This window comes from Fodinibacter luteus (assembly GCF_039541575.1).
GTDB classification, from domain to species: Bacteria; Actinomycetota; Actinomycetes; order Actinomycetales; family Dermatophilaceae; genus Fodinibacter; species Fodinibacter luteus.
Genome location: NZ_BAABGM010000007.1, coordinates 191,809 through 218,768, shown reverse-complemented (window position 1 = coordinate 218,768; position 26,960 = coordinate 191,809). Strand labels below are relative to the sequence as shown.

Annotated in this window: 17 protein-coding genes; 11 read left to right on the top strand and 6 right to left on the bottom strand. The window is 70.5% G+C overall.

All coding sequences use genetic code 11. From position 1 onward, the window contains the following. The first annotated feature begins 20 nt into the window (after window positions 1-20). The 4 genes from ABD899_RS05945 to ABD899_RS05930 are packed head-to-tail and all read left to right on the top strand — an operon-like array spanning window position 21 to window position 7,817. A complete protein-coding gene (locus ABD899_RS05945) occupies window positions 21-4,013 on the top strand; it encodes an Eco57I restriction-modification methylase domain-containing protein (protein ID WP_345203448.1) in 3,993 nt (1,330 codons plus the stop codon). Window positions 4,014-4,015: 2 nt separating this feature from the next. Further along, complete coding sequence (locus ABD899_RS05940) at window positions 4,016-4,447, top strand: restriction system modified-DNA reader domain-containing protein (protein ID WP_345203445.1); 432 nt, start codon at window positions 4,016-4,018, stop codon at window positions 4,445-4,447. After that, entirely contained in the window at window positions 4,444-6,642 is a 2,199-nt protein-coding gene (locus tag ABD899_RS05935) for an AAA family ATPase (protein ID WP_345203443.1), read from the top strand. The genes ABD899_RS05940 and ABD899_RS05935 overlap by 4 nt, the downstream gene beginning before the upstream one ends. Beyond that, on the top strand, window positions 6,642-7,817 hold the full coding sequence (locus ABD899_RS05930) for an McrC family protein (RefSeq protein ID WP_345203441.1): 1,176 nt from the start codon (window positions 6,642-6,644) through the stop codon (window positions 7,815-7,817). The genes ABD899_RS05935 and ABD899_RS05930 overlap by 1 nt, the downstream gene beginning before the upstream one ends. Window positions 7,818-8,008: 191 nt before the next feature. On the opposite strand, the gene ABD899_RS05925 is transcribed toward ABD899_RS05930, so the two are convergent. The 4 genes from ABD899_RS05925 to nrdR form a co-directional block, all read right to left on the bottom strand. After that, window positions 8,009-8,692 (bottom strand): hypothetical protein, encoded by a 684-nt coding sequence (locus ABD899_RS05925; protein ID WP_345203439.1) that lies wholly within the window; start codon window positions 8,690-8,692, stop codon window positions 8,009-8,011. Continuing rightward, a complete protein-coding gene (locus ABD899_RS05920) occupies window positions 8,638-10,218 on the bottom strand; it encodes a hypothetical protein (protein WP_345203437.1) in 1,581 nt (526 codons plus the stop codon). Before ABD899_RS05920 ends, ABD899_RS05925 begins: the two co-directional genes overlap by 55 nt. Before the next feature lie 311 nt (window positions 10,219-10,529). Continuing rightward, window positions 10,530-13,502 (bottom strand): vitamin B12-dependent ribonucleotide reductase, encoded by a 2,973-nt coding sequence (locus tag ABD899_RS05915; protein ID WP_345203435.1) that lies wholly within the window; start codon window positions 13,500-13,502, stop codon window positions 10,530-10,532. A 123-nt stretch (window positions 13,503-13,625) separates the two neighbouring features. Next, on the bottom strand, window positions 13,626-14,144 hold the full coding sequence (gene nrdR / locus ABD899_RS05910) for a transcriptional regulator NrdR (RefSeq protein ID WP_345203431.1): 519 nt from the start codon (window positions 14,142-14,144) through the stop codon (window positions 13,626-13,628). 414 nt (window positions 14,145-14,558) lie between these two features. Between nrdR and ABD899_RS05905 the strand changes: the two genes are divergently transcribed. Next, window positions 14,559-14,738, top strand: coding sequence for a hypothetical protein (locus tag ABD899_RS05905; protein WP_345203428.1), 180 nt, complete (start codon window positions 14,559-14,561; stop codon window positions 14,736-14,738). A gap of 127 nt (window positions 14,739-14,865) precedes the next feature. After that, window positions 14,866-15,456: a GNAT family N-acetyltransferase gene (locus ABD899_RS05900; protein ID WP_345203425.1), complete on the top strand. Its 591-nt coding sequence runs from the start codon at window positions 14,866-14,868 to the stop codon at window positions 15,454-15,456. A gap of 12 nt (window positions 15,457-15,468) precedes the next feature. On the opposite strand, the gene ABD899_RS05895 is transcribed toward ABD899_RS05900, so the two are convergent. Next, complete coding sequence (locus tag ABD899_RS05895; RefSeq protein WP_345203422.1) at window positions 15,469-16,434, bottom strand: NAD(P)-dependent alcohol dehydrogenase; 966 nt, start codon at window positions 16,432-16,434, stop codon at window positions 15,469-15,471. A gap of 307 nt (window positions 16,435-16,741) precedes the next feature. On the opposite strand from ABD899_RS05895, the gene ABD899_RS05890 reads away from it, so the two are divergent. The 3 genes from ABD899_RS05890 to ABD899_RS05880 all read left to right on the top strand — a co-directional run bounded on the left by ABD899_RS05890 (window position 16,742) and on the right by ABD899_RS05880 (window position 23,013). Continuing rightward, the gene (locus ABD899_RS05890; RefSeq protein WP_345203419.1) at window positions 16,742-17,089 is read left to right on the top strand and encodes a hypothetical protein; all 348 of its coding nucleotides are present in this window, start codon (window positions 16,742-16,744) and stop codon (window positions 17,087-17,089) included. 209 nt (window positions 17,090-17,298) lie between these two features. Next, a complete protein-coding gene (locus ABD899_RS05885; protein ID WP_345203416.1) occupies window positions 17,299-17,808 on the top strand; it encodes a hypothetical protein in 510 nt (169 codons plus the stop codon). Between the two features lie 153 nt (window positions 17,809-17,961). Further along, on the top strand, window positions 17,962-23,013 hold the full coding sequence (locus tag ABD899_RS05880; RefSeq protein ID WP_345203414.1) for an nSTAND1 domain-containing NTPase: 5,052 nt from the start codon (window positions 17,962-17,964) through the stop codon (window positions 23,011-23,013). A 109-nt stretch (window positions 23,014-23,122) separates the two neighbouring features. On the opposite strand, the gene ABD899_RS05875 is transcribed toward ABD899_RS05880, so the two are convergent. Continuing rightward, entirely contained in the window at window positions 23,123-23,809 is a 687-nt protein-coding gene (locus ABD899_RS05875) for a hypothetical protein (protein WP_345203411.1), read from the bottom strand. Window positions 23,810-24,083: 274 nt separating this feature from the next. Here ABD899_RS05875 and ABD899_RS05870 point away from each other — a divergent pair, with 274 nt between their 5' ends. Next, window positions 24,084-25,193 (top strand): winged helix DNA-binding domain-containing protein, encoded by a 1,110-nt coding sequence (locus ABD899_RS05870; RefSeq protein ID WP_345203409.1) that lies wholly within the window; start codon window positions 24,084-24,086, stop codon window positions 25,191-25,193. 129 nt (window positions 25,194-25,322) lie between these two features. Further along, window positions 25,323-26,954: a tyrosinase family protein gene (locus ABD899_RS05865; protein ID WP_345203406.1), complete on the top strand. Its 1,632-nt coding sequence runs from the start codon at window positions 25,323-25,325 to the stop codon at window positions 26,952-26,954. Window positions 26,955-26,960: the final 6 nt, after the last annotated feature.

Genomic DNA, 26,960 nt, shown 5'->3' with positions numbered 1-26,960 from the left:
ACTGGAGGGTGGCATGCCTGATGGCCAGTGACTTCACGACCGTGCGTACGGTCGGCGGGCTGATCCCGCCTGACCTGCTCAGCCGCGTCATCTCGGGTGACCATCAGCTCTCCGGGCTCAGCTCCTCTGACTACCACCTGGCCGGCGAGTCGCCGCGTGAAGCGGCCAACCGTGCGTGGTCATACCTGACGGGCGTGTGGGTGGCCTACCGGGAGGCCCTCCACAGGCTGCCGGACGGCGATCCGGCCGTCGGTCTCACGCGTGAGAAGTGGTTGCTGCAGCTGCTCCGCGAGTTCGGCTACGGGCGAGTGACGACCACACCCGCCGGGGGGTTGACGATCGCCGATCGCTCCTTCCCCGTGTCGCACCTGTGGGGGTCGACGCCCATCCACCTGCTGGGGTGGGGCGTGGACCTGGACAAGCGCACCAAGGGCGTCCCGGGGGCCGCCGATCGGGCACCGCACGCCATGGTTCAAGAAGCCCTGAACCGCACGGACGACTACCTCTACGCCTTCCTCTCCAACGGGCGGGTCCTGCGGCTACTCCGCGACAGCACGTCCCTGTCAGGGCAGTCGTACCTCGAGTTCGACCTCGAGGCCATGTTCGAGGGCGAGGTGTTCTCCGACTTCGTCCTTCTGTTCCTGCTGCTGCACCAGTCGCGCGTCGAGATCCGCGCCGCCGACGGCGCCGCGTCTGACTGTTGGCTGGAGACGTGGCGAACCACCACGATCGCCGCCGGCACCCGCGCACTCACACTCCTCCGCGGTGGCGTCCAGGCCGCGATCGAAGCCTTGGGAACCGGCTTCCTCCAGCACCCCGCAAGTGTCGAACTCAGGAGACGCATCGACGAGAGGGAGGCACGGGTCGAGGACCTTCACCACGCCCTCCTCCGGCTGGTCTACCGCCTCCTCTTCCTGTTCGTCGCCGAGGACCGGGGCGCCCTGCTCAGCGTCGAGGCGTCCACCGAGGCTCGCAAGCGGTACGTCGACTTCTTCTCGACGGCTCGTCTCCGCCGTCTCGCGCTTCGCCGGCGAGGGACCAAGCACACCGACCTCTGGGCGGCGCTGACGCTCGTCATCACTGCTCTCGGCGACGAGAAGGGGCAGCCGGCGCTGGGGCTTCCAGGCATCGGCGGGCTCTACGACCCGCATGAGGCGGATGCGCTGCTCATGGATGCCCAGCTGCCGAACGATGCGCTGCTGGCGGCGGTGCGGAGCCTCTCCGTCGTTCAGCCTAAGGGCCAGCCCAAGCAGAGCGTCGACTACCGCAACCTTGGCGCCGAGGAGCTGGGCTCCATCTACGAGTCCCTCCTCGAGCTCGTTCCGCGGCACAACTCCGCTGAGCAGGCCTTCACGCTGGAGACCCTGGCCGGCAACGACCGCAAGACCACCGGCTCCTACTACACCCCCTCATCACTCATCGACTTGGTGCTCGACGAGGCGTTGGACCCCCTCCTCGACGAGGCCGAGCGTGCCGCCGAACCTGAGTCGGCGCTTCTCGCCATGACGGTGTGTGACCCGGCCTGCGGCTCAGGGCATTTCCTCGTTGCCGCAGCACGCCGGATCGCCGAGCGTCTTGCGACCGTCCGGACCGGAGAGACCGACCTGACGCCGAGCGATGTTCAGGACGCCTTGCACGATGTCGTTGGCCGGTGCATCTACGGTGTCGACCTCAACCCGATGGCCGCCGAGCTCGCCAAGGTGAGCCTCTGGCTCGAAGCGATGACCCCGGGACGCCCGCTCTCCTTCCTCGACTCTCACATCAAGGTTGGCAACGCTCTACTCGGCACCACTCCCGCCCTTCTAGCGCAGGGCATTCCTGACGATGCCTTCGTTGCACTGACCGGCGACGACAAGCGCGTCGTCACGACGCTCAAGAAGCAGAACAAGCGCGAGCGCGACGAGGGCCAGGACTCGCTGTTCGACGCCACCGAGGCCGCTGTCAGCAACGCTGACCTCCGCTCGGCGCTCAGCGACGCGGTCCCTAAGAAGGTCCGCAGCCTCGTCGACATCCACGAGGCGAGCCGCCGGTATGCCGCGTACCTCTTTTCCCCCGAGCTGGCCCGTGAGCGACTTCGCGCCGACGCCTGGTGTGGCGCCTTTGTCCAACCCAAGACCGACGTGGACGTGCCCATCACGACCAGCACCATCCGAGCGATCGAGGAGGGCACCGTCGACGAACGGCATTCGTCCGCGGTTCAAGCCCGGGCCGCGGAGTACCGGTTCTTCCACTGGTGGCTCGAGTTCCCGGAGGTCTTCGAGGTGTCGGCGGCGACAGCGACCGAGCCGAACGGGTCGCGCGGCGGCTTCACCGCTATGGTCGGCAACCCGCCGTGGGAGCGCATCAAGCTCCAGGAGCAGGAGTTTTTCGCCCAGCGCGACGCGACTGTGGCTTCTGCAGCGAACGCAGTTGCCCGAAAGCGCCTCATCAAGACACTGAGCGAGACGAACCCAATCCTCTCCGCCGAGTGGGAAGCCGCCAGTCGCCAGGCCGAAGCGATGACTCACCTCATTCGGAAGTCCGGCCGGTACCCACTCTGTGGGGTCGGGGACATCAACACCTACTCCATCTTCGCCGAGCTGTTCCGGTCGTCGATCGCCCGCAACGGCCGACTGGGCATCATCACCCCGACGGGGCTCGCCACAGATGCGACAACATCGGCCTTCTTCGCCGACACCGTCAAGCACCAGCGGCTGGCCGCGTTCTACGACTTTGAGAACGAGGCGAAGATCTTCCAGGGAGTTCATAACCAGTTCCGCTTTGCCCTAACCGCCATCACAGGTGGCACTCCCGTCCACGACGTGCACTTGGCCTTCTATACACGTTACGTAGCCGACACCATCGCCCGGCGGTACGCGCTGAGCCCTGAAGAAGTGCTTATGCTAAACCCCAACACAGGCACCCTTCCAGTGTTTCGTACTCGCAGGGACGCAGAGATCACACTCGGCATCTATCGCCGCTTCCCGGTGCTCGTCAACGACGCCGACAACACCAATCCTTGGGGTCTGCGCTTCGCCAGCTTGTTTCACATGGCGAACGACTCGGGACTCTTCGAGACCGAAGAGTCGCTCAGCGATTATGGAGCCGAGTTCGACGGTTGGGCGTGGTCGAAGGGACCCAAGAAGTGGCTGCCGCTCTATGAGGCCAAGATGCTCTCGCACTGGGATCACCGCTACTCGACCTACGAAGGCGCAACGCAAGCCCAACTCAATAAGGGCACTCTCCCGCGCCTCACCGACTCCCAACACGACGACCCAACGAAAGAACCCCTCGCCCGCTATTGGGTCGCCGAGCCTGATGTCGCCGAAGCTATTGGTGACCGATGGGACCGCGGCTGGTTTCTCGGTTGGCGCGACATCACGAACGCAAGCAACGAGCGCACGTTTATCCTGTCCGCTATTCCTCGCTCAGCCGTCGGCGCCCGCTTCAACTTGATTCTCCCTGGCGACAAATCGAATGCGCCCAATCTACAGGCGGCTCTTTCCAGCTACATTAGCGATTTCATAGCGAGACAAAAGATGAGCGGGGCGGCTCTCACTCAGTTCATCATTAAGCAACTCGCCTGCCCGGCTCCGGAAGATTTCACTGTGCCTCTGCCAGGCGTAAGCGACAGTAGCCTTGCATGTTGGATTCGATCGCGGTTACCCGAACTTACATACACCTCTCGACGAATCGCTGCCTACGCCCGCGACTGCACCGGCGCGGAGCCAGCGAGCGATCTTGGGCCGCCCTTCCGGTGGATCCCAGAGCGGCGCGAGGCCTTGCGCGCGGAGCTTGACGCTGCGATGTTTCACCTCTATGGGTTGGCGCGCGACGAGGTCGCGCATGTGATGGACTCGTTCTTCGTGGTCCGCAAGTACGACGAGCGCGACCACGGCGAGTTCCGGACCAAGCGGCTCATCCTCGAGATCTACGATGCGATGGCCGAGGCCGCCGCGGGCGGTGGTGTCTACGAGAGCCTCCTAGATCCTCCGGCCGGAGAAGGGCCACGCCATGCCGCTCGAGAGGAGTAGCCATGTGGATTGAGATCGACGATGACCTCGCGCAAGAGCTTGAGCAGCACATGCACCTCGAAGAGTCCCGCGAGGAGGTGGTCCGCCGCCTGTTGCGTGCAGGGATCCGCTCCTCTGCAATCCAGGGCACGCCCTCCTCTGGGGACGACGGTCGCCGAACTCGACGGATGCGCGCAGGGAGCGTCGCAGACCTGCTGCGCGCGGGGCTCGTCCACGCCGGCGACGAGCTCACCTACCGGCAAGTGCGACAGGGCATCACGCACAGGTCGACGATCGACGAGCGCGGTCAGATCCAGACCGCGCTCGGGGTGGAGACATCTCCGTCGACAGCCCTGCAACAGCTGGTGGGCTTCAACATCAACGGCTGGCAGCACTGGACGCATACGCCATCGGGGAAGACACTGTCGGCCCTTCGCGATGAACTAAGCACATGACCGAGCCGACGACCCCAACTACTGAGCGCGTGCGCCGCCCGCAGCTGCTCCGCCGGCTGTTCGAGATCCTCTCCGATGCCGACGGGCCCATCCCGGCCCGCGAGGCGGTACGCCTCGTCGCCGATGGTGGCTGGCTCAACGCACAGGAGCGCTCCGTCACCGAGCGGGGGGAGACGCGCGCCGGCAACTTCCTGCGCTTCTCCTCCGCGTGGGCGACAGCCATCGGATGGCTGCAGAAGTCGCCAGCAGGATGGGAGCTGACCGAGGCGGGCCGTGTCGCGCTGGCCAACCTCTCACCGGATGAGGATGTCTACGCCCTCGTTGTCGGCAAATACCGTCAGATCCGCCGCGAAAGGCGCGCCGCCGACGAGAGCCAGCACTCGTCCGAGAAGCTCGCGCGCCTCGCCGACGCCTTGGACTTGGTCGACGAGGGCTCATGGACGGCGTACACCGACCTGGCCGAGCTCACCGGCTTGGCCGACCAGAACGTCGGCACCTTCGCGGCCTCAACCGACCATCCCAACGGGCACCGAGTGCTCCACGCCGACGGCCAAGTGTCGGCCTCCTTCCGGTGGAAGGATCCGTCACGAACCGACTCCGCGCGCGAAGCACTGGAGGCCGACGGGATCGAGTTTGATGAGCGCGGGCGGGCCAGCCAGGCGCAACGCCTGACCTCGCATGAACTGCGGGACCTGCTCTCAGAGATCAGCGGTGAGGAGCGTGAGCCTCGCGCCTGGATGGTGCGCGGGAGCAACGTCAACGGGAAGAACCTCGTTCCGACGTGGCTCACCGAGGGCACCTGTTCAATACCGGCGAGCCAGATCCGGTCGCTCCCCCTCCCCGTGTCGCGCGCCGAGATCACGGCCATTGTCGAGGAGGACTACGCGCAGAAGTCGTACACGACGCGGACCGACAAGGTGACCGAGATCGACACCTTCGTCAACCGGCTGCGTGTCGGAGATCTCGTAGCCACGAACTCAGGACCCAACCTGTATGTCGGAACCGTGACGAGCGAGCCCACCTCGCTCAAGAGCCCCGACGACCGGTCCAACGTCCGACGCACCGTCCAGTGGCACAACGCCGACGCCCCCATCGACTATGCGGCCATCCCCAAGACGGTGTCGGCCAAGCTCTCCAGCCAGCACACCATCATCGACCTCACGAGCGACCTCAGTGCACTGCGGTCGCTGCTTGATGGTGACCCCGGCGAGAAGGCGGTGACCGATGAGGTGGTCGTCGATGAGGAGGTGTCGCTGCGACCCGTCGACGCTGACCTCGCCGATCGGCTCCTGGTGGACGCCAGCTGGCTTCAGTCGTGCGTCGACCTCCTCGAGGACCGGCGGCAGCTGATCTTCTACGGTCCGCCCGGAACCGGGAAGACGTACCTCGCCCAGGCGATCGCGCATCACCTGGCGCCGCCAGAGGCCGTCAAACTCGTCCAGTTCCACCCCGCGTACAGCTACGAAGACTTCTTCGAGGGCTTCCGTCCCATCGCGGCGAGTGACGGGTCGGGCTCCGTGGGCTTCACCCTCACACCAGGGCCCTTCCGGCGGCTCGTCGACGCGGCGCGCGAGAACCCGTCTACGCCGTACCTGCTGATCATCGACGAGATCAACCGGGCCAACCTCGCCAAGGTCTTCGGCGAGCTGTACTTCCTTCTCGAGTACCGCGACAGCTCGATCGACCTGCTCTACAGCAGCGGTGACGAGCAGGGCTTCACGATGCCGCGCAACGTCTTCATCATCGGCACGATGAACACGGCGGACCGCTCGATTGCTCTCGTCGACACCGCTATGCGACGTCGATTCGCCTTCAAGGCCCTGCATCCCAGCACTGAGCCCACGAAGAGCATGCTGACCCGGTGGCTGGAGGCCAATGATCTTCCGCAGGATGCCGCTCACGTGCTTGACCACCTCAACGGACTGATCGACGACGAGGACTTCAAGATCGGCCCGTCGTACTTTATGCGTCCCTCTGTACATGGCGAAGGCGGCATGGACGTCGTGTGGGAGACCTCGATCCTCCCCCTCCTCGAGGAGCACCATTTCGGCGAAGGGCGCGACGTGGCGAGGGACTACTCGCTCCGCCGCATCATGCGGTCGTTCGGAACCGAGAATGACGAGTCGTCGGCCGCAGCTCCAGGGGCGACCATGGATGCGCCACAGGTCTCGACGGAACCCGCTGGCGACGAGTAGTGCGGATCGACCTGACCGAAAACGGCCCGCCCGTCGACGTGGCCATCGACGACCGGGTCGGGGTCGCGCTGCGCAACAGCGGCATCGTGACGGCAGTGCCGTCACTCGCAACCGGATGGTGGACCCTTGGTCCCGCGGGGAAGGTCGGGGTCGCCGAGGTCGCCGGGGTCGAGCTGTGGATCGCCCCGAAGCTTGACATCCGCCGACTGTTCTTCCTCATCGGGTTCGCCCGGGACCAGAAGATATGGCGAGATGAGGACCTTGCGCTGCACGAGGAGCCGGACCTGCTCAGTGCCCTTGCGGCGGCCTTCGCGCGACAAGCCAGCCGGGCAACAGAACAGGGGCTGCTGCAGGGCTACCGCCAGGTCGAGGAGGCGCTGCCCGTGCTGCGGGGGCGGCTCCGAAGCAGCGACCAGCTGTCGCGGCGCTTCGGCCTCGCTATCCCCCTCGAAGTGCGGTACGACGAGTACGACATCGACATCGCCGAGAACCGGCTGCTTCGCGGGGCTGCGGAGGTTCTCCTCAAGATCCCCCAGGTCGGGCCGATCGCCCGTCAGCAACTCCGTCGGCTCGTCAGGTCCATGGCCGACGTCACCCCCGCACGGCCAGGTCGGAACCTGCCGCAGTGGCGGGCGTCCCGCCTCAACGCCCGGTACCACGTCGCGCTGCGCCTCGCCGAGCTCGTCCTACGAGGTGGGTCAGTGGACCAGACGGCTGGGACCGTTCTCGTCAACGGGTTCGTGCTCGACATGGCCAAGGTGTTCGAGGACTTTGTCACGGCCTCTCTGGGAACCGCATTGAGCACGCACGGAGGGCACTGTCGCGCTCAGGACCGATGGCACCTTGACGAGGCCGGCCACATCACCATGAAGCCAGACCTCGTGTGGTATCGCGCATCGGGGCATGTAGCTGCCGTCGTCGACGCGAAGTACAAGGCGGAGAAGCCCTCAGGGTTCCCGTACGCCGACCTGTACCAGATGCTGGCGTACTGCACCGCACTCGACCTGGCACGCGGCCACCTCGTCTACGCCAAGGGCAACGAGCCCGCAACGAGCCACGTCGTCCGCAACAACGGCGTCGAGATTCTCCAGCACACCCTCGATCTCACACGGGAGCCAGCGGACCTGCTAGCCGAGACTGCCGACCTCGCTCGCCTCATCGCCGCGGGCATCTAACCTCGCCGAGCCTCCGGGCTGCGCGTCGGCAGCCGCGAGGGCGAGGACATCTACCTTCCCCGTGCGGCGCATTTGGTGACGGTCTCCCCTGGTTGGTCGGCGCCTGGACCATCGCCTCCTGGCTGGTCGACCTCCTCCGGTGAACCGCAGTTGGCGCCGTCTCGCCGGGGTTGCGAGACGGCGCCGCTGGGTCAGGCGGTCAGTTCCACTCCCGCGGTGGACACGCCATGGCCGGACGGGTGCCTGCGCAGGATGCCCCGCCGGTGCAGCCGCCGGCGAAGGAGGCCCGGAACCAAGCACACGATGCGGCGCCACCCGAAGCGGTACGTGAGGGCAAGGCACCAGGCGTCGACAGCCTCGTCGAGCTGCACGGTGGGCAGTGCCGGCCCGGCGGAGAGCACCATGTCCACCCCCAACCCCACGACCGGCCGTCGCCACGCCCCCTGGGTTGCGTCCGCCACCTGCGGCCTGAGGGCGGCGACGGTCGCGGCGAATACCTCGGCGAGCGGCCTGGACTCGCCAACAACCCACGCGCGCTGGCAGGCCAGCGCCTCCTGAGCGTCATGTCCGCGGGCCGCAAGTGCCGCCAGGACCTCGGGCGCGTCGGACGTGCGGCGGGCTACCCGAAAAGGAAACTCCCCCCAGGCGACGAGGGCGGCCGTCGCCGCGGCGTATCCCTCGCGTACTCGTTCGTCGCGCTTGGCACTCTTGTCGAACAGCTTAGTGACCACGACGGTGACGACACCCGTGGTGAAGATGATGCCGAGCAGGGCACCAGTTCCCTGTCCCACCAGGGCGAGCAAGCTCCGCACCACGTCGTTCATCGGGCCCACCGCCGCATGGCGCGCCGCATTGCCTCGCTCGACACCGGCCACACCACACCGTTCTCCGGGCGTCCATGCGGCAGCTCCTCTCCGGGCCAGATCCCGTCCCGGCGGTAGACCTCCTCGCACATCAGGTGCATCCGCACACGTGCGAGCAGCGGTTCAAGGCCGTCGGGCCAGAGCCAGAGCAGGGCGGCGTCATCCCCAGGGAACTGCAGGCACAGCATCTTCGGGTGGAAGTCGTTGCGGTGACGCCACGGCCGTTCGGGACGGCCGAGCGGGTACACCAGCACTTCGCGCTTCCTGGTCACCACGACCCTCACGCGCTCGCTCAAGTGCCCTTCAGCGGCAGCCTCGGGCAGGGGCAGCAGGTCCAGCTCGAGCATCGCCGCCGCGCCGCCGCACAGCTCCCTCCCGACCACGCGGTCCGCGCCCCAGATCACCTGGCCAGCCGCCATGAGCGCTGCCACTTCAGCTGGGGTATCGAGCAGCGCATCCATGGTCGGCACCGCAGCGCTGGAGTGCGGGAACGATGGCGAAAGCTTGGCGTCGCCGGCCTCCCTGTCAACGGCACGCCATGGGCGGCCAGGTCGCACATTGCCTGGCGCGGTCGTCAGCCGACCATCTGCCGTGATGCTGCCGCCGACCAGGCTGACCGTGCGCAGACGCTCTGCAAAGCTGACCTCCGGCACGGGGAACAGGTCGCCGAACACGTCCTGCCACATGCCCATGGCGGCGATCGCGTCTCCGCCCTGCTCCAGCCGCATCGCTTCCTCGGCGAAGCGCTGATTCTGCTGGAAGAACCGAACCACCTGCGCGCGGTCCCTGCTGCTCCACTTGGCGGTCAGGTCTTCCTGGGCAAGCCCGGCGTAGGCACCCGTGAGCTTCTGCGCTCCCGCCGCGAAGATGCGCACTATGGCCTCCTGCGGCGTCAGCCTCGTGGTGATGGCCTCGTACGCGAGGGACTCGACAAGGAGCCCGCAGACGAGGCCCTTGACGTCCCGGTCATGGTCGAGCGAGTGCTTTGCCTGGCGCACCTGGTTCACCCAGACGCCGCCGCAGCCCTGGTTGCGGGCGGCGACCCGGTCGCGCAGACGGCGCACGTCGGACCGCTCGGTCCACTGGTCCTGCTCGCGGTCGGCGATGTAGAGCCAGCCCTGCCCTGCCTCCTCGGTCTCGAACGCGGGGACCAGGTCCAGGGTGAAGTCCACCCCGGGGACGGTCAGCTGCAGCGCGTGCGCCGCCTCCTCGTGCACATCGAAGCGGACGCCGGGAAGCACGCCTGCCCCTTCGATGGCTTGGCGGAATCCGTTGAACGCCCATTGCGACATGCCTTGCTCCGTGCGCAGATGCGCCAGCGAAGCCGGCAGGACCACGACCAGATCGACGTCCTTGAGCGGCGGGCGCATGGTCTTGCGCCCGTACGACCCCTGCAGCAGCGCCGTGTCCAGCAGACCCGCAGCCCTCAGGGCGTCCTCCACGGTCGCCCGGATGCGCCGCGCCTGAGCGTGCACGAGCGCGTCGAGCTTGAGTTTCTCGTCGAGGGCTCGGAAGCCGTCGATCACCTTGTCAGCCATCAGTTTTGCTCCTGTCGTTAGTAAGTCGAACAACACGCCGAAGGTTGGACGCGAACGACAGGAACGTGATCTGATGTGGTCTCGAACACCTGCAGACTTGTTTCTGCCGACGATGCGCCCGGTTCCAGCCGGGCGCATCGTGCTCTTTCGGCACTTGCTTTGCTATTCAGTTGTGAACTCGCAGCGAACGTCGCCCCGGTCTCCGCTGTGGAGACCGGGGCGACGTCCTTATCGCACTATCACTTTCGAAGTGACAAACCGATGAAGAGTGTCACCGCAACTCGTGCGGGACACTGCCGCGCAAGTCGAGATCAGCTGCAGCCGCTGGTGCTGCCGCAGCCTTCGCAGACGTAGCAGGACCCGGCGGGGCGCATCTTCGTCCCGCAGGTCATGCACATCGGCGCGTCGGCAGCCTTGGAGTCACCGAACGCCGCGAGCAGGTCGGCCGAGGAGTGGATCTCCGAGGAGACCTCACGGGCCGAGGCCGCACCCGCCCCGGAGTGCACCGCCGAGGCGTCGAGCTCCTTGCCCTCCCCCGCCGCAGCGGAGGCCGAGGCCTTCGCCTCAGCCGGCGCGACGGCATCCGACTTCTTGGACGACGCACCGATGCCCTGGCTGAGGGACTCGATCTCCTCCTCGAGCTCCTCCTCCGACTCGTCCGACACCGGGGCGTAGGAGCCGGTCTCGAGCTGGCGGGCCCGCTCCTCCGCGGAGTGGATGCCCATGTAGGAGCGGGTGTCGAAGTCGAGGTAGTCCAGGGCCAGCCGACGGAACACGTAGTCCATGAGGCTCTGAGCCATCCGCACGTCGGGGTCGTCGGTCATGCCGGCCGGCTCGAAGCGCATGTTCGTGAACTTCTCCACGAACGTCTCCAGCGGCACGCCGTACTGCAGCGCGACAGAGGTGACGATCGAGAAGGCGTCCATGACACCGGCGAGCGTGGAGCCCTGCTTGCCGAACTTGAGGAACACCTCGCCCAGGCGGCCGTCGTCGTAGGTGCCGGCCGTGAGGTAGCCCTCGGCGCCACCGACGGTGAACGACGTCGTCTGCGAGTGGCGGCGCTTCGGCAGGCGCTCGCGGGTCGGCCGGTAGACGACCTTCTCCACGATCTCCTTCTGCGCGGCCGACACGGCAGCCGAGGCCTTGTCCGCCGCGGCGTCCTTGGCGGTGGACCCACCGTCGGACAGCGGCTGGCCGACCTTGCAGTTGTCGCGGTAGACGGCCAGCGCCTTCAGGCCCATCTTCCAGCCCTGGATGTAGACCTCCTCGATCTCCTCGACCGTCGCCGTCTCCGGCAGGTTGACCGTCTTGGAGATCGCACCCGAGAGGAACGGCTGGACCGCGGCCATCATCCGCACGTGGCCCATCGGGGAGATGGCCCGCGCACCCATGGCGGTGTCGAAGACCTCGTAGTGCTCCGGCTTCAGGCCGGGGGCGTCGATGACGTGGCCCTTGTCGGCGATGAACTCGACGATCGCCTCGACGGTCTCCTCGGTGTAGCCGAGCTGGCGCAGGGCCCGCGGGATCGTGAGGTTGACGATCTGCATCGACCCGCCACCGACGAGCTTCTTGAACTTCACCAGCGAGAAGTCGGGCTCGATGCCGGTGGTGTCGCAGTCCATCATGAAGCCGATGGTTCCGGTGGGGGCGAGCACCGACGCCTGGGCGTTGCGGTAGCCGTTCTTCTCACCGAGCTTGACCACGGCATCCCACGCCTTGGTGGCGACGCGGTGGATGTCCTTGTCGAACGTGTTGACCGTGCGGATCGCGTCGTTGGCGGCGGCGTGCTTGCGCATGACCCGCTTGTGGGCGTCGGCGTTGCGGGCGTACCCGGCGTACGGGCCGACGACCGCGGCGAGCTCGGCGGAGCGCTTGTAGGCAGCGCCGGTGAGCAGCGAGGTGATCGACGCGGCGATGGCGCGGCCACCCTCGGAGTCGTACCCGTGGCCGGTGGCCATGAGCAGCGCGCCGAGGTTGGCGTAGCCGATGCCGAGCTGGCGGTAGTCGCGCGTGGTCTCACCGATCGACTCGGTCGGGAAGTCGGCGAAGCAGATCGAGATGTCCATCGCCGTGATGACGAGCTCGACGACCTTCTCGAACAGCTGCGCGTCGAAGGTGTCGTCGTCGCGCAGGAACTTCAGGAGGTTCAGCGAGGCCAGGTTGCACGAGGAGTTGTCGAGGCTCATGTACTCCGAGCACGGGTTGGACGCGGTGATGCGGCCGGTCTCGGGGTTGGTGTGCCAGTCGTTGATCGTGCCGTCGTACTGGATGCCCGGGTCGGCGCACTCCCACGCGGCCTTGGCGATCTTGCCCATCAGCTCGCGGGCGTCGACGGTCTCGATGACCGAGCCGTCCTTGCGCGAGGTGAGGCCGAACTCCTTGCCCTCCTCGACCGCGCGCATGAACTCGTCGGTGACACGCACCGAGTTGTTCGCGTTCTGGTACTGCACGGACACGATGTCCTTGCCGCCGAGGTCCATGTCGAAGCCGGCGTCGCGCAGCGCGCGGATCTTGTCCTCCTCGCGCGCCTTGGTCTCGACGAACTCCTCGATGTCGGGGTGGTCGACGTCGAGGACGACCATCTTGGCCGCGCGGCGGGTGGCCCCGCCCGACTTGATGGTGCCCGCGGACGCGTCGGCGCCACGCATGAAGGAGACCGGGCCGGAGGCCGTGCCGCCGGAGGACAGCAGCTCCTTGGAGGAGCGGATGCGCGAGAGGTTGAGCCCCGCGCCCGAGCCGCCCTTGAAGATGAAGCCCTCCTCCTTGTACCAGTTGAGGATCGAGTCCATCGAGTCGTCGACGCTGAGGATGAAGCAGGCGCTGACCTGCTGCGGGCTGGCGGTGCCGACGTTGAACCAGACCGGCGAGTTGAAGCTGAACACCTGGTGCAGCAGGGCGTAGGTCAGCTCGTGCTCGAAGATCGTGGCGTCGTCGTCGGTCGCGAAGTACCCGTGCTCCTTGCCGGCCTTGACGTAGGTCAGCACGACCCGGTCGATGAGCTGGCGCAGGCCGGTCTCACGCTCAGGGGTGCCCACGGCGCCGCGGAAGTACTTCGTCGTGACGATCGTGGAGGCGTTGACGCTCCAGAAGTCGGGGAACTCCACACCCCGCTGGTCGAAGATCGTCGCGCCGGTCTTCCAGTTCTGCTGGACGACGTCGCGCTTCTCCCAGGTCACCTGGTCGTAGGGGTGGACGCCGGGCGTGGTGAAGATGCGCTCGACGGTGACTCCCCTGCCGCGCGCCGGCTTGCGAGCACCTGCACGTGCTCCTGCGGTCTCGGTCATGCGTTCCCTTCCTTCTGCCCCCCACGGAGGCGGTGGTGACCTGTTCTCAATTGTCCTGCTGGGGTCCGACAGGGCTGGTGACCTGCGGAGATGCTCTCGTGTGGCGGATGCCGTGGATGCCGGTCAGCTGGGACCGGCGGCCGGCCCACCCGCGTGCGCGGACGGCATCCGGCCCGGTGGCTCCTGCCCGGTCGCGTCGCGCTCGGCGCGAAGCAGGGTGATGGCGGACTCGAAGTCCTCGAGGGAGTCGAACGCCTGGTAGACGGACGCGAAGCGCAGGTAGGCGACCTCGTCGAGCTCGCGCAGCGGCTCGAGGACGGCCAGGCCGACCTCGTGCGCGTCGATCTCGGCGCTGCCCTGGCTGCGGATGGTCTCCTCGACGCGCTGGGCGAGCAGGGCCAGGTCGTCCTCGGTGACCGGGCGGCCCTGGCAGGCCTTGCGGACGCCGACGAGCACCTTGGCGCGGCTGAACGGCTCGGTGGCGCCGGAGCGCTTGACGACCGACAGGCTCGCGGTCTCGACGGTGGTGAAGCGGCGCCCGCACTCGGGGCACTGGCGGCGCCGGCGGATGCAGGAGCCGTCCTCGGTGGCGCGGGAGTCCATGACCCGGGAGTCGGTGTGGCGGCAGAACGGGCAGTGCATCGGCGGGACCCCCTCGGCGGAGCTGGTGGTCGCCTTGTGGACGACCCGGTGGACACTGATGTGAACAACCTGTGGAGAACCGTTGTTTCGTGTGCACAAGATGTGGACGAACTACATCGGTGTAACCACTAGATGTAGTGGCCATCTAATCCCGTTGTGACCTGGAACGCAAGCGCTTCGGTCGAACCCGGCGCGTCGGGCGCGTTTGTGCAGGTCACAGGCGTGGGATGCCGTCCGCGCGCCTCGCGCTTGGGCGTGTCGGCGCGTGGCTGGGCACCACTGGTGGGGCTCGTGTGGCACCAGAGGCACCAGATCTGGGCCTTTCGGCGGGTGGCTCGTCATCTCGACCCCGCGGGGCCGCAGGACCGGGCGCCCTACTCCCCCGGGCAGGAGCCCTGGTGCACGAGCGCGGCGGTGACCATCCAGTGCCAGTCGGTCGTGCTGGACCCGCCCCGGGCGCCGGCGCCGCAGGTGCACTCCCAGTGCCAGCGCCCGAGCGCGTCGCACGCGACGGCGGGGTGGTGGCTGCGGCGGGCGGTCCGCCGGCGGGTCAAGGTCCTCATGCCCGGCAAGAGGACCGAGGATGCCGGCTGATACCGCTGCGACACACGGGACCTGCGGGACGCGGGCGCCACGCGAGCCCTCTCGGGGGCCGTGGGGCACGGCATCCGTGGTGCGAGGTCGGATGCCGCGTGTCGGGGGTCGGTGGTTGGCTGGACCCATGGGCGACGACGACCACGTGTGGGAGAGCCATCCGGTGACGCCCGACCGGTTCGAGGACTTCGCCGACGTCATCAACCCCAACCGGCGCGAGTCGCACTGCTGGTGCCTGTCGCACCGCCTGCAGGCCAAGGACATCGAGCAGCTGGGCCACGGCAGCCGGGAGCAGGCGATGCGTGCGCTGTGCGAGCGCGAGCACCCGCCCGGGGTCGTCACCTACCTCGACGGCGTCCCGGTGGGCTGGTGCAACATCGGCCCGCGGGCGCAGATCCCGCGGCTGGCGCGGTCGAAGCTCATCCGCCCGGTCGACGACGTGCCGGTGTGGAGCATCGTGTGCGTCGTCGTCCGCGGCGGCCACCGCAGGAAGGGCGTGACCGGCCACCTCCTCGAGGGGGCGGTCGCGTACGCGGCGGCGAACAGCGCACCGGCCGTCGAGGCGTACCCCGTCGACCCGCCGGGACGGATGGACACGACGATGGCGTTCGTCGGTACGCGGTCGATGTTCGAGCGCTCCGGCTTCGAGGTCGTCGGCACGACGGATGCCGTGGCGAGCGGCATGCCGCGCATCGTCATGCGCCGCACGCTCCGGTGACGGCGGGTCGGGTCAGCGGTCGCGGACGGCGATGACGACGTTGCCGACCTTGCGGCCGCTCTCGACGTAGCGGTAGGCGTCGACGATGTCCTCGAGCGGGTAGGTGCGGTCGAGGACCGGCCGGTAGGCGCCGCTCTCGAGGCGGGCGCGCAGGTACTCGAGCGCCTCCGGCGTCTCGATCGGCAGCGGGAAGACGACCCGGCGGCGGCGCTGGCGCCCGACCCTCGTCGCGAGCGGCAGCGCGAGGTTCTGGGCGAAGGGCCCGAGGTCGGACGAGACGTAGACCCCGCCCGGCACGAGGATCCGCCGGCACGCCTGGAAGGTGCTCTTGCCGACCATGTCGAGGACGGCGTCGTAGGTGCGCCCGGTGCGGGTGAAGTCGTGGGTCTCGTGGTCGACGACGTCCGCGGCACCCAGGCCGCGCACGAGCTCGACGTGCGCGGTTGGCGCGGTGGCCGTGACGTGCGCGCCGAGGTCGGCGAGCAGCTGCACCGCCGCAGAGCCGATGGCGCCGGTACCTCCGTTGACGAGCACCCGCTGACCGGGCTCGAGGCCGGCCCGGCGGATCGCGGACAGGGCGTAGTGCCCGCCCTCGGTCGAGGCCGCCGCCGTCTGGAGGTCGACGCCGGTGGGCACCGCGGCCACGAGCGAGGTGACGCTCACCGCGACGTACTCGGCGTGCGCCCCGAACCGGCCCTCGGCGTACCCGAAGACCTCGTCGCCGGGTGCGAACCGGGTCACCTCGCGCCCGACGCGCTCGACGACGCCGGCGTACTCGGTGCCCCAGATGGAGGTCCTCGGCCGGCGCACCCCCGACACGCCGCGCATGAAGAACGGGTGGGCACCGCGGTAACTGCAGTCGGTGCGGTTGACCGTCGTCGCCCGGACCTGCACGAGCACGTCGTCGGGGCCGACGAAGGGGACCTCGACACCGTCGCGGACGCGCACGACCTCGGGGGGTCCGTACCGCTCGCTCACCGCCGCCCTCATTGGACGGACGCTACTCCCCGGGTCGGGGCTGGTCTCCACGTCGGCGCTGCTCTCCACGGCCTCCGGTGATGCAGTGCGCGCGCTCTGTCGCGCGCCGTGCATCACCGGACACCCCCGAGCGACCACGTCCGCACTCGCGGCGGTCAGTCGCGACCAGACCGCGACCAGGTGGCGTCCCGCCCCGACCGAGTCGCGGTCGGGCGGCGACCACCCCGGCCCACGCTCCTTCCCAGCGGGCACCACCGCCCCGCAGGAAGCACCGGACACTTCGTCCACCACACCAGGGAGAAACGTCATGATCCGTCACACCGCCCGCCAGCTGCTCGCCCCCACCGCCGCAGCCGCACTCATCGTCCTCGCCGGCGCCACCTCGGCGTCCGCCGGCCAGGACGTCGGCACCCGCACCAGCGCCCCGAAGGGCCAGGCCTCGTCGAGCTGCTCGCTCGAGCGGGTCGGCAGCCAGCTCGTCCGCTGCGACGACCTCACCGGGAACGGCGTCGCCGCCCCCGGCTGGATGAGGTCGGGCGGCGCCGCCACCACGGCCGTCAACGCCGGGGTCAGCTCCGCGCTCGTCACCGAGACGCCCGAGGGCGCCAGCCCCGAGCAGGACGCTCTGACCGCGTTCCGTCGCCACGGCCTGTGAGGTGCCCCGACCCTGCCCGGCGGATCCCCGAGATCACTCGGCGTGAGGGCGGAAGTGGCTGCCACGGCCGACCACTTCCGCCCTCGCCGCGGTGACCGCGACCAGGTCACGACCCGGTCGCGACCGGCCGGCACCAGCCTCTGGAGCACCGGGCACAGCACGTGCCCACCCCAGTCGGACCCCGCGTCCGCCGAGCCAAGGAGACCCCGATGTCCGCACGTCGCCTCATCGCCACCGCCCTCTCGACCGCGGCGCTCGCCGCGGGCAGCGCCGTCGTCGCCGCGCCCGCGCAGGCGGCCGGCCCCACCCACACGGTCGAGGACGTCGACTTCACGATCCCCGCACACCCCTACTACAGCGAGGTCTGCGGCTTCCCCGTCGACCTGCACGTGTGGGGCAGCTACAACGTCGTGACCTGGACCGACGACGAGGGACACGTCACGCGGGAGATCCGCAACTACCGCTTCCGCAGCACCTCGACCGCGAACGGCATCACCGTGCACGGGGCGACCCGCGGGCCGGAGCACTGGACCTTCGCCGACGACGGCACCGCCGAGATGCGCCGCGTCGGGGTCACCAACCGCCTGGTCCCCGGAGCGGGCACCGTGACCATCTTCGCCGGCTACGAGGTCGTCCTCATCGACGGTGACACCGAGGTGGTCGCCACCTCGGTGGGTCAGCGCGAGGACGTCGAGCTGATGTGCTCGGCCTTCGCCTGATCGGGATCGGAGGACCACCCGACCGGATGCCGGGTGGTGGCGGAGCGGGGGCCACCACCACCCGGCATCCACAGGGCACCGCCCGGCGCCACACACCTCACCTGAACTCCCGAAAGGCCCGCGACCGTGACCCAGCATCCCTACAGTGAGCCCGTGGACTTCTCGGTCCTCGGGCCCCTCCGGGTGGAGGGGTCGCGGGGCACCATCGAGATCCGGGGGGCCAAGGAGAGACTCCTGCTCGCTCGGCTCGTCGCCGCGGGCGGGCGGCTCGTCCCGACGAGCGAGCTCGTCGACACGCTGTGGGGCGAGGAACCGCCCGCGAGCGCCGCGAAGTCGCTGCAGACCTTCGTGCTGCGGGCGCGCAACGCCCTCGAGCCCGACCGCGCCGGCACGCCCACCCTGCTGCTCACCGAGGGCCCCGGCTACCGCCTGGCCCTCGACCCGTCGCAGGTGGACGCCGAGCGCTTCGCCCGCCTGGCCCGCATCGGCGAGCGAGCGCTGGCGGACGGGCGACCCGAGCACGCCGCCGCCACCCTCACCGAGGCGCTGGCACTGTGGCGCGGACCGGCGTACGCGGGGTTCGAGGGTGCCGCGTTCGCCGCCGCCGAGGCCCGCCGGCTCGACGAGCTGCGCCTCGGAGCGACCGAGGAGCGCATCGCCGCCGAGCTCGCGCTCGGTCGTGCCTCCGCGGCCGTGCCCGAGCTCGAGCGCCTCGTCGGTGAGCACCCGATGCGCGAGCGGCTGTGGGAGATGCTCGTCACCGCGCTCTACCGGGCCGGCCGGCAGGGTGACGCCCTCGGGGCGTACGAGCGGGCCCGGTCCGTGCTGGCCGACGAGCTGGGGGTCGACCCGGGGCCGGGACTGCGGGCCGTGCACGCGCGGGTGCTCGCGCACGACCCGACCCTGGGCTCGCCGACGGTGCGCGCTGCCCTGCCTGCGGAGCTGCGCCCCGCGCGGGCCCTCGTCGGTCGTGACGAGGAGCTCGGCCGGCTGCGCCAGGCGTGGCAGGCCGCGGTGCGTGGCCGCCCCGGGACGGTGGTGGTCCGCGGCCCCGAGGGAGGGGGCGGGACCGCGCTCGCCGCGGCGCTCGCGGCCGAGGTGGCCCGCGAAGGGGCCGTCGTGCGCTACCGGTCGGAGGCGACCCACACGCACGACTCGGGCCGCCCCGTTGCGTCCGGCGGCGTGGGTGCCCTGACCCCCGAGGTGCCGGACGTCACGACCGGGGCGGAGCCGCTCAACGGCATCCCGGTGCTCCTCGTCTCCGACCACACCGAGGCCGATGTCCCGGCAACGCTGACCGTGCGCCTCACGGGGCACCTCGGGTCCGTGCCGGCGGGTGCGGAAGTCGTCGAGCTGCGGCCGCTGTCGCCGCACGAGGTGCGCCAGGTCGTCGCCGACTACGTCCCGGCCGAGGACGCGACCCGCGTCGCGCAGGAGGTGCACGCGCGCACCGGCGGTTGGCCCGGTGCCGTGCACGAGGCAGCGGTCGACGTGGCCCGTGCCCGGGCGGTGCAGCGGGTCGAGGTCGCCGCGGCCACGACCGGGTCGACGAGCGCGGAGCTCGCGAGCGCCCGGGCCGAGCTCACGGACAGCGTCGCCCGGCTGCGTGACACGACCTCCGACGCCGAGCCCCCCGACCCTCGGGTCTGCCCGTGGCGGGGCCTCGCGTCGTACGACGTCGACGACGCCCGGTGGTTCGCGGGCCGCGAGCGGCTCGTGGCCGAGCTCGTGGCGCGCCTCGCCGGCAGCCGGCTGCTGGCCCTCGTCGGGGCGTCGGGGTCGGGCAAGTCGTCGGCGTTGCGGGCCGGGCTGCTGGCGGCACTGGCCGCCGATGTGCTGCCCGGAAGCGGTGGCTGGCGGGTCGTCACGCTGCGGCCCGGGGCCCATCCGATGCGCGAGCTCGCCCGTCGCTCCCTCGGCCCGACCGGGCGCGACGAGGTGGCCGACCTGCTGACCCACCTCGTCACGGCATCCGGTGAGCAGGAGGGGCGCACGGTCGTGGCCGTCGACCAGTTCGAGGAGGTGTGGACGGTCTGCGCGGACCACGGTGAGCGCACGCAGTTCCTCGACACCCTGACCGAGCTCGCGACCGACCCGAGGTCGTCGGTGAGCGTCGTGCTCGCCGTGCGCGCCGACTTCATGGGCGAGCTCGCCGACCACGACGCCCTGCGCGCCCTCGTCAACGACGGCACGGTGCTCGTCGGTCCGATGACGCCGGCCGAGGTGCGACGCGCGGTGGAGCGACCCGCGGCCTCGGCCCGGCTGGTGCTCGACGACGGCCTGGCCGACACCGTGGTCAGCGACGCGGGTGACGAGCCGGGTCTCCTGCCGCTGCTGTCCACCGCGATGGCGCAGCTCTGGGAGCGGCGCGACGGGTCGGCCCTGACGTACTCGGCATACGTGGGGCTCGGCGGGCTGAGCGGGGCGATCGCGACCCTCGCCGAGGAGACCTTCGCCGGCCTCTCCCCCACCCAGCAGGCCGCGACGCGCCTGCTCCTCCTGCGGCTGACCGGCACCGGCGACGGGGCGGGGGTGACGCGCCGTCGCGTGCCCCTGGGCGAGGTCGAGTCGTTGCCGCACAGCGGGATTCGTCAGGTCGTGGAAGAGCTGGCCGCGGCGCGGCTGCTCACCGTGTCCGACGGACACGTCGAGGTGGCGCACGAGGCGCTGTTCCGCGAGTGGCCGAGGTTGCGCACGTGGCTCGTCGAGGATGCCGCGGGGCGGGCCGTCCAGCGCCGCCTCGCCGTCGCGGCGGCGGAGTGGGACGCCGAAGGCCGCGAGCCGTCGGGGCTGTGGACGGGCACCCGGCTCGCGTCGGGGCTGGAGGTCGCCGAGACCCGGCCGGACGAGCTGACGCCGGTCGAGCACGACTTCCTCACCGCGGGCCGGGACGTTCTCGACGCCGAGCAGCGCGAGACGCAGGAACGGGCCGCCTCGACCGCGCGGCAGAACCGCCGCCTGCGCTGGCTCGTCGCCGGCATCGGCGCCGTCCTCGTCGTGGCCCTCGTGGCGGGGCTGCTCGCGTGGCGGTCGCAGCAGGAGGCACAGGCCGCCACCGTCTCCGCGGAGGCGAAACGGCTCGCGGCATCCGCCCTCAACATCGAGTACCCCGACACCGCGCTGCTCGCGGCGGTCGAGTCGACGAGGCTCGAGCAGAGCCCGGAGACCTACGGCGCCCTGCTCACCCTGCTCGCCCGGCAGCCGCAGGTGGTCCACCGGGTTCGCACGCCGAACCGCTTCCTGTACATCGACACCAGCCCCGACGGGAGCACCGTCTACGTCGGGGAGAACAGCCCGACGTTGCACGCGATCGACACCGAGTCGGGCCGGGTGCGCTGGACGACGGAGGTCGACGGCGGCGGGCAGGTGGGCACGCCCGCAGCCACCTCCGACGGGCGAGGAGTCATCGTCCTCGAGTTCGCCGGGGACTCAGGTGTCGTCCGGTTCGACGCGGCCACCGGCGAGCAGGAGTGGGAGATGCGCGACCTCGAGGGGGTGGCCCCGGGGGCGTCGGAGTGGGCCGGTGGCGGTGGTCTGCGCGCGGACGGCCGCTACGTCGTGGGAACGGAGACCCACGCCATCACCCTCGACCCGGCGAGCGGGGCGGTGCTCGACGCGGTCGAGTGGCCGGCGGTGCTGGGGGACACCGAGTTCTTCCGCGTGTGGCCCGACGGCCGGCTCAGCCGCGACCAGCCCGACGCGCCGGGCACGACGGGGATGCTCTTCGACCCCCGCCACCCAGGGCGCGGCGACACCGAGGTCGACGGCGTTCCCTTCGCGTTCTCGCCCGACGGGTCACGCCTCGTCCTCATCCGGCGGGTCGAGGGCGGGACCGACCTTCGGGTCGCCACCACCGCGGACCCGACCCGTCGCACGCCCTGGGTCCGGGTGCCGGCGTTCGTCCGGGATACCGCGTGGTCGCCGGACAGCGGACGGATCGCGGTGACGACGGACGACGGCATCCAGCTGCTCGACCCCGCCACGATGCAGCTCGGGGTCGAGGCCAGCGGGCACAGCGGGGCTGTCATGGCGGCCCGCTTCGCCGGTGCCGGTGGCGAGATGGTGTGGACCGCCGGCCGGGACGGCACCGCGATCGGCTTCGACCTCTCCGGCACCCGGACGCCGATCGCGACCCGGCCCTCCGACCCCCAGCCGCACACGGGCGACTCCAGCTCGTCCTCGGGGCGGGGCGTCTACCTCGACGTGGTGGACGACGACCCGAACAGGGCACACCTCACCGACCTTGCGACCGGCCGGGACCTCGGTGAGCTGGTCCACGACGTGCCCGGCGAGACCACGGGCTGGCCCGCCGGCGCGGAGTTCCAGGCGACGGCCGTCGCCATCACGGGGGACGCGACGACCGCGCTCGTCGGCGTGGAGGGCTTCGTGCGTGCCGAGGAGCGGATGATCGCCGACCGTGGAGCTGTCGCGATCTTCGACGTCGCCACCCGCGAACAGCGCGAGGTCATCGAGCTGCCCTGGCCGGTCCATGCCATCGCCGTGACTCCGGACGGGCGGCGCGCCGTGGTCAACGGGAGACCCGGGTACGTGGTGATCGACCTCCCGTCGCGCACGGTCGTCGGGCAGCCCGTCCCGCTGGCGGACGCCGACCACCTGGAGTGGCTCACCGGCGCAGAAGCCTCACCCGACGGCCGGCTGGTCGCCCTGGCCCGCAACGACGAGGTCGTCCTGGTCGACGTCGCACGCGGCACGGTCGTCCGACGCGGCTCGGTCGCCGGGGAGGACATGGTCCTCGGGCTCGCCTGGTCGGCGGACTCGTCGAGCATCGCTGCGGGGTCGGACTCCGGCTGGCTCCACGTCGTGTCGGCGGAGACCCTCGGGGCCGTCGCCCCACCGCGGCTGATCACCGGCGGCTGGGTGCCCGACCTCGAGGTGAGCCCGGACGGGCGCATCCTGGCGAGCATCGGCAGCGACGGCGACGTCACTCTGTGGGACACCCGCACGTGGCGCCCGTACGGCCAGCCGGTGACCGAGACCGGCAGGTTCGGCTGGCTGACGTACTCACCGGACGCACGGACGCTACGCGTCTTCTTCGAGGAGGTCGGCATGGCGGAGATCTCGACCGACCCCGACGACTGGGTGGATGCCGCGTGCAGCGCCGCGGGGCGCAACCTCACCCCCGAGGAGTCCGCCGTCATCCTTCCGGGTCAGCCGGTGCGGCCCACCTGCCCCGACCTCGCCTGAGGCCCGGAACTAGCCGTCGTAGGGGCCTCCGGTGATGCAGCGCGCGCGCCATGTCGCGCCTCGTGCATCACCGGAGGCTTACGAGCGACCGCTTCCGCACTCGCGGCGGTCAGAGCTCGGGGCCCTTGGCGCGTAGCTTGTCGACCTCGGCCATCGCCTCGCGCAGCTCACCGAGCCAGCTGTCGGCATGCTCGCCGACGAGGCGCACCGACCAGGCGAGCGCGTCGCTGCGCGAGCGCGCCACACCGGCGTCGACGAGGGTGTCGAGGACGGCCCGTTCGGGCTGGCGCAGCCGGGTCATGACCGGCACCGCGAGATGGGTGAACAGGGCCGTCGTGTCGCCGACGCGCGCGCCCCAGGAGACGGTGCGCTGGTAGCGGGCCTGGGCCTCCTGGGCGATGGCGATGCGCTGGTCGCGGGTCTCGGCGCGGAACCGGCTGATCCGCCCCTCGGCCTGCGCGTCGTCGGTGGTGGGGTCGACGCCGGCGAGGGTGCCGATGACGGTGATCTCCTCGCGGTCGACGGTCACGTCGACCGCGTCGAACCAGCCGTCGGGCAGGCGCCCGGTGAACCAGTTCTGCGCGTCCTCGGCGCTCGGGAGGTCGCCCTGCTGCCAGCCGCCGGGGCGGCCGAAGCCGCGACCGCGACCGGCGCCTCCCGGGCCGCCGCCCGGCCCGGGGCGTCCGCCGCGTGGCCCGCGGCCGAAACCCTTCGGGCCGCGGCCTCCGCCGCCGCGCGGGCCGCGCTCGTCGGCCGTGCCGGACTCCGGTGAGGTGTGCGTGTGGGGGTGTCTCATGGTGATGCTCCTTGCTGTGATTACTTCATTACACCTCTGCACAACAGGTCGCGTCAAGGATGTGTTCCCGCTTCCGTTCTTCGCCCGGGTGCTGCCCGCCATGGGTGCCGACGTGGTCGCCCCGGGGTGCGTCCAGCCGTGAGTGCGGAAATGGTCGCCCCGGCAACCGCTTCAGCACCCAACGCCAGGAAATAGGAATCGAGGCGAGCGGGCATGTCGGGGCGTGGTGCCACGATGAGGCGATGAGGCCGCCCACACTGACGACGACGGCGAGATGAGGCCGCGCACCCTCGACCGGGTCCACCGACGCCGGCTCGCGACCCAGCGCCTGTCCGCTGCGGGCCTGCCCCACGGTGCCGACGTCGTCCGGCTGCTCACCTGCGTCCAGGCCCAGGACGCGCCCCTCGCGGCGTGGTCGCTCGCCCTGCGGATGCCGGCCGGCACGACGTACGCCGACGTGCTCGCCGAGCGGGCGGTCGGCGGCTGGGTGCGCACGCACGTCCTGCGACCGACGTGGCACCTCATCGCCCCGGAGGACCTTCGCTGGGTCCAGGGCGTCACGGGGCCACGGGTCCTGACCTCGCTCGCCGGGCGGCACCGTGGCCTCGGGCTCGACGACGCGCTCGTGTCGGAGGCGATGACGCTCCTCGAGGCCCTGCTCGCCGGCCCCAACCCGCACACCCGGCGCGAGCTGCGCACCGCCTTCGCGGAGGTGGGGCTGCCCACCGACGTCGAGCGCCTGGCGCACCTCCTCCTCCACGCCGAGACCCGGTGCCTCGTCTGCTCGGGGCCACCGCGCGGCGCCGAGCACACCTACGTCCTGGCCGACGAGGTCGTGCCTCCCGGGCCCGCGGACTCACTCGTCGGCGAGGACGCGCGCCGCGAGCTGACGCGACGCTTCGTCGCAGGGCACGGCCCGGCATCCGAGCGGGACCTCGCGCGCTGGTCGACCCTCACCCTCGGTCACGTGCGCACCGCCCTCGCCGACCTGGCAGGCACCCTCGAGCACGTCGAGCTCGACGGGCAGCGGCTGTGGTTCGACCCCGACGTGCCCTCCCGCACCACCCGGCCGCATGCGGCCTACCTCCTGCCGACCTTCGACGAGGTGTGCCTGAGCTACGCGGCGACGGGGTTCCCGCGGCGCGACCCCGCAGCAACACGCGCGCGGCTCGTGTCGGAGTCCGGCGGCGGCATCGTCGTCGTCGACGGCGAGGACGTCGGCACGTGGAAGCGGGTCGTCTCCCCCACAGGCGTGCGGGTCACCGTGACCGCCGACGTGCCGCTCGGCACCGACGACCGCACCGCCGTCGAGGAGGCGGCGCAGGCCCTCGCGGGGTTCCTCGAACGGCCGCTCGACCTCGCCTTCGGCGAGCAGTCGGGGTAGGCGGGCGGGATGCCGGCCGCGGCGGCGCGCGCCCGGCATCCGGTCGGCTGTTTATCACGCATGGACATGCCGTGCGGGCCCCCGCTACGATGAAATGCGCGAGAGTGATGCACATCACTCGCTTCGGCCGTGCCGGGAACGCGCGAGCGCAAGGGGGTCCGGCCGATGGACTACGTGCGGCGCAACGTGTGGGAGCTCGGGGGGGACTGGGCCGACGAGGTGCTCTGGTACGCCCGGGGGGTGGCCGCCATGAAGGCCAAGCCCCTCGCGGACCCCACGAGCTGGCGGTTCTACGCGGGGATGCACGGCTTCAACCAGGCGAGGTGGGTCGAGCTCGGGTACCTCTCGGCGAGCGACCAACCGCCGACCCAGGCGCAGCTCACCCAGTTCTGGCGGCAGTGCCAGCACGGCAGCTGGTACTTCCTGCCGTGGCACCGCGGGTACGTGCTCGCGTTCGAGGCGAACATCCGCGCGGTCGTGCAGGCGCAGGGTGGGCCGAGCGACTGGGCCCTGCCCTACTGGGACTACTTCGGCACCGACCAGGCCGCGCTGCCACCGGCCTTCGCCTCCCCCGACTGGCCGGACGGGGTGGGTGACAACCCGCTGTTCGTGTCGCAGCGCTACGGTCCGAACGGCGACGGCGACGTCTTCGTGCCCCTCGACCAGGTCAACCTCGCCGCCCTGGGCGACCCCAACTACACCGGCGTCTCGGGCGGCGGCAGCCCCGGGTTCGGCGGTGTCGACACCGGCTTCTCGCACGGTGGCCCGGTGCACGGCGGCATCGAGACCCAGCCGCACGACTGGGTGCACGGCCTCGTGGGCGGTCAGGACGTCCAGTCACCGTTCACCGTCGGGGCCATGGCCGACCCGAGGACCGCGGGACTGGACCCCATCTTCTGGCTGCACCACACGAACATCGACCGGTTGTGGGCGGCGTGGAACGCGTCGAGCCCCGGGCACACCGACCCGACCCAGTCGACGTGGCTGCAGGGGCCGGCGAGCATCGGGGAGCGGGAGTTCTGCGCGCCCATGCCCGACGGCTCGACGTGGGTCTACACCCCCGGTGAGATGACCGACCTCGACGCCCTCGACTACACGTACGAGGACATCACCCCGACCGGGGTGCCGCCGCTGCCGCCCGTTCAGGACATGGCCGGCAGCGGGGTCGGCGGGCGCGCTGGGCTGCCGGGCGACCGGGTGCCGGGCGACCAGGTGCCGGCCGACGAGGCAGGAGGAGGGGCAGCCGTGCCTGAGGAGACGAACGTCGAGCTCGTCGGCGCGAACGACGAGGCCGTGCCGGTCGGAGCCGCGCCGGTGAGCAGCCGGGTCCGGCTGGACCCGCGGGCCCGGCGCCGGGTCGCCGACAGCCACGCTGGTGCCGGGGAGGCCGACACCGAGGCCACGCCCGTGGCCCCCGACCGGGTGTTCCTCAACCTCGAGAACGTGCGGGGGCAGTCCGACGCGACGGCGTTCAGCGTGTACGTCGGGGTCGGTGACGACGAGGACCCGGCCGACCACCCCGAGCTGCTCGCCGGCAGCATCGCGCCGTTCGGCGTCACCCAGGCCAGCGACGCCGACGACGAGCACGGGGGCGAGGGTCTCACGTTCGTGCTCGAGATCACCGAGATCGTCGACCGGATGCCGTTGGCGGAGGGCCTCGACGTCGACGACCTCCCGGTGCGCATCGTCCCGCGCCGCCCGGTCGGCCCAGAGGGAGAGCTGGAGATCGGGCGGATCTCGGTGTTCCGGCAGGGTCGCTGAGGACCC

Bases quoted from the DNA above. Each gene is read 5' to 3' on its own strand.
- ABD899_RS05945 (WP_345203448.1), top strand. From the start codon at position 21: ATGGCCAGTGACTTCACGACCGTGCGTACGGTCGGCGGGCTGATCCCG.
- ABD899_RS05940 (WP_345203445.1), top strand. From the start codon at position 4,016: ATGTGGATTGAGATCGACGATGACCTCGCGCAAGAGCTTGAGCAGCAC.
- ABD899_RS05935 (WP_345203443.1), top strand. From the start codon at position 4,444: ATGACCGAGCCGACGACCCCAACTACTGAGCGCGTGCGCCGCCCGCAG.
- ABD899_RS05920 (WP_345203437.1), bottom strand. From the start codon at position 10,218: ATGGCTGACAAGGTGATCGACGGCTTCCGAGCCCTCGACGAGAAACTC.
- ABD899_RS05915 (WP_345203435.1), bottom strand. From the start codon at position 13,502: ATGACCGAGACCGCAGGAGCACGTGCAGGTGCTCGCAAGCCGGCGCGC.
- nrdR (WP_345203431.1), bottom strand. From the start codon at position 14,144: ATGCACTGCCCGTTCTGCCGCCACACCGACTCCCGGGTCATGGACTCC.
- ABD899_RS05900 (WP_345203425.1), top strand. From the start codon at position 14,866: ATGGGCGACGACGACCACGTGTGGGAGAGCCATCCGGTGACGCCCGAC.
- ABD899_RS05890 (WP_345203419.1), top strand. From the start codon at position 16,742: ATGATCCGTCACACCGCCCGCCAGCTGCTCGCCCCCACCGCCGCAGCC.
- ABD899_RS05885 (WP_345203416.1), top strand. From the start codon at position 17,299: ATGTCCGCACGTCGCCTCATCGCCACCGCCCTCTCGACCGCGGCGCTC.
- ABD899_RS05875 (WP_345203411.1), bottom strand. From the start codon at position 23,809: ATGAGACACCCCCACACGCACACCTCACCGGAGTCCGGCACGGCCGAC.
- ABD899_RS05870 (WP_345203409.1), top strand. From the start codon at position 24,084: ATGAGGCCGCGCACCCTCGACCGGGTCCACCGACGCCGGCTCGCGACC.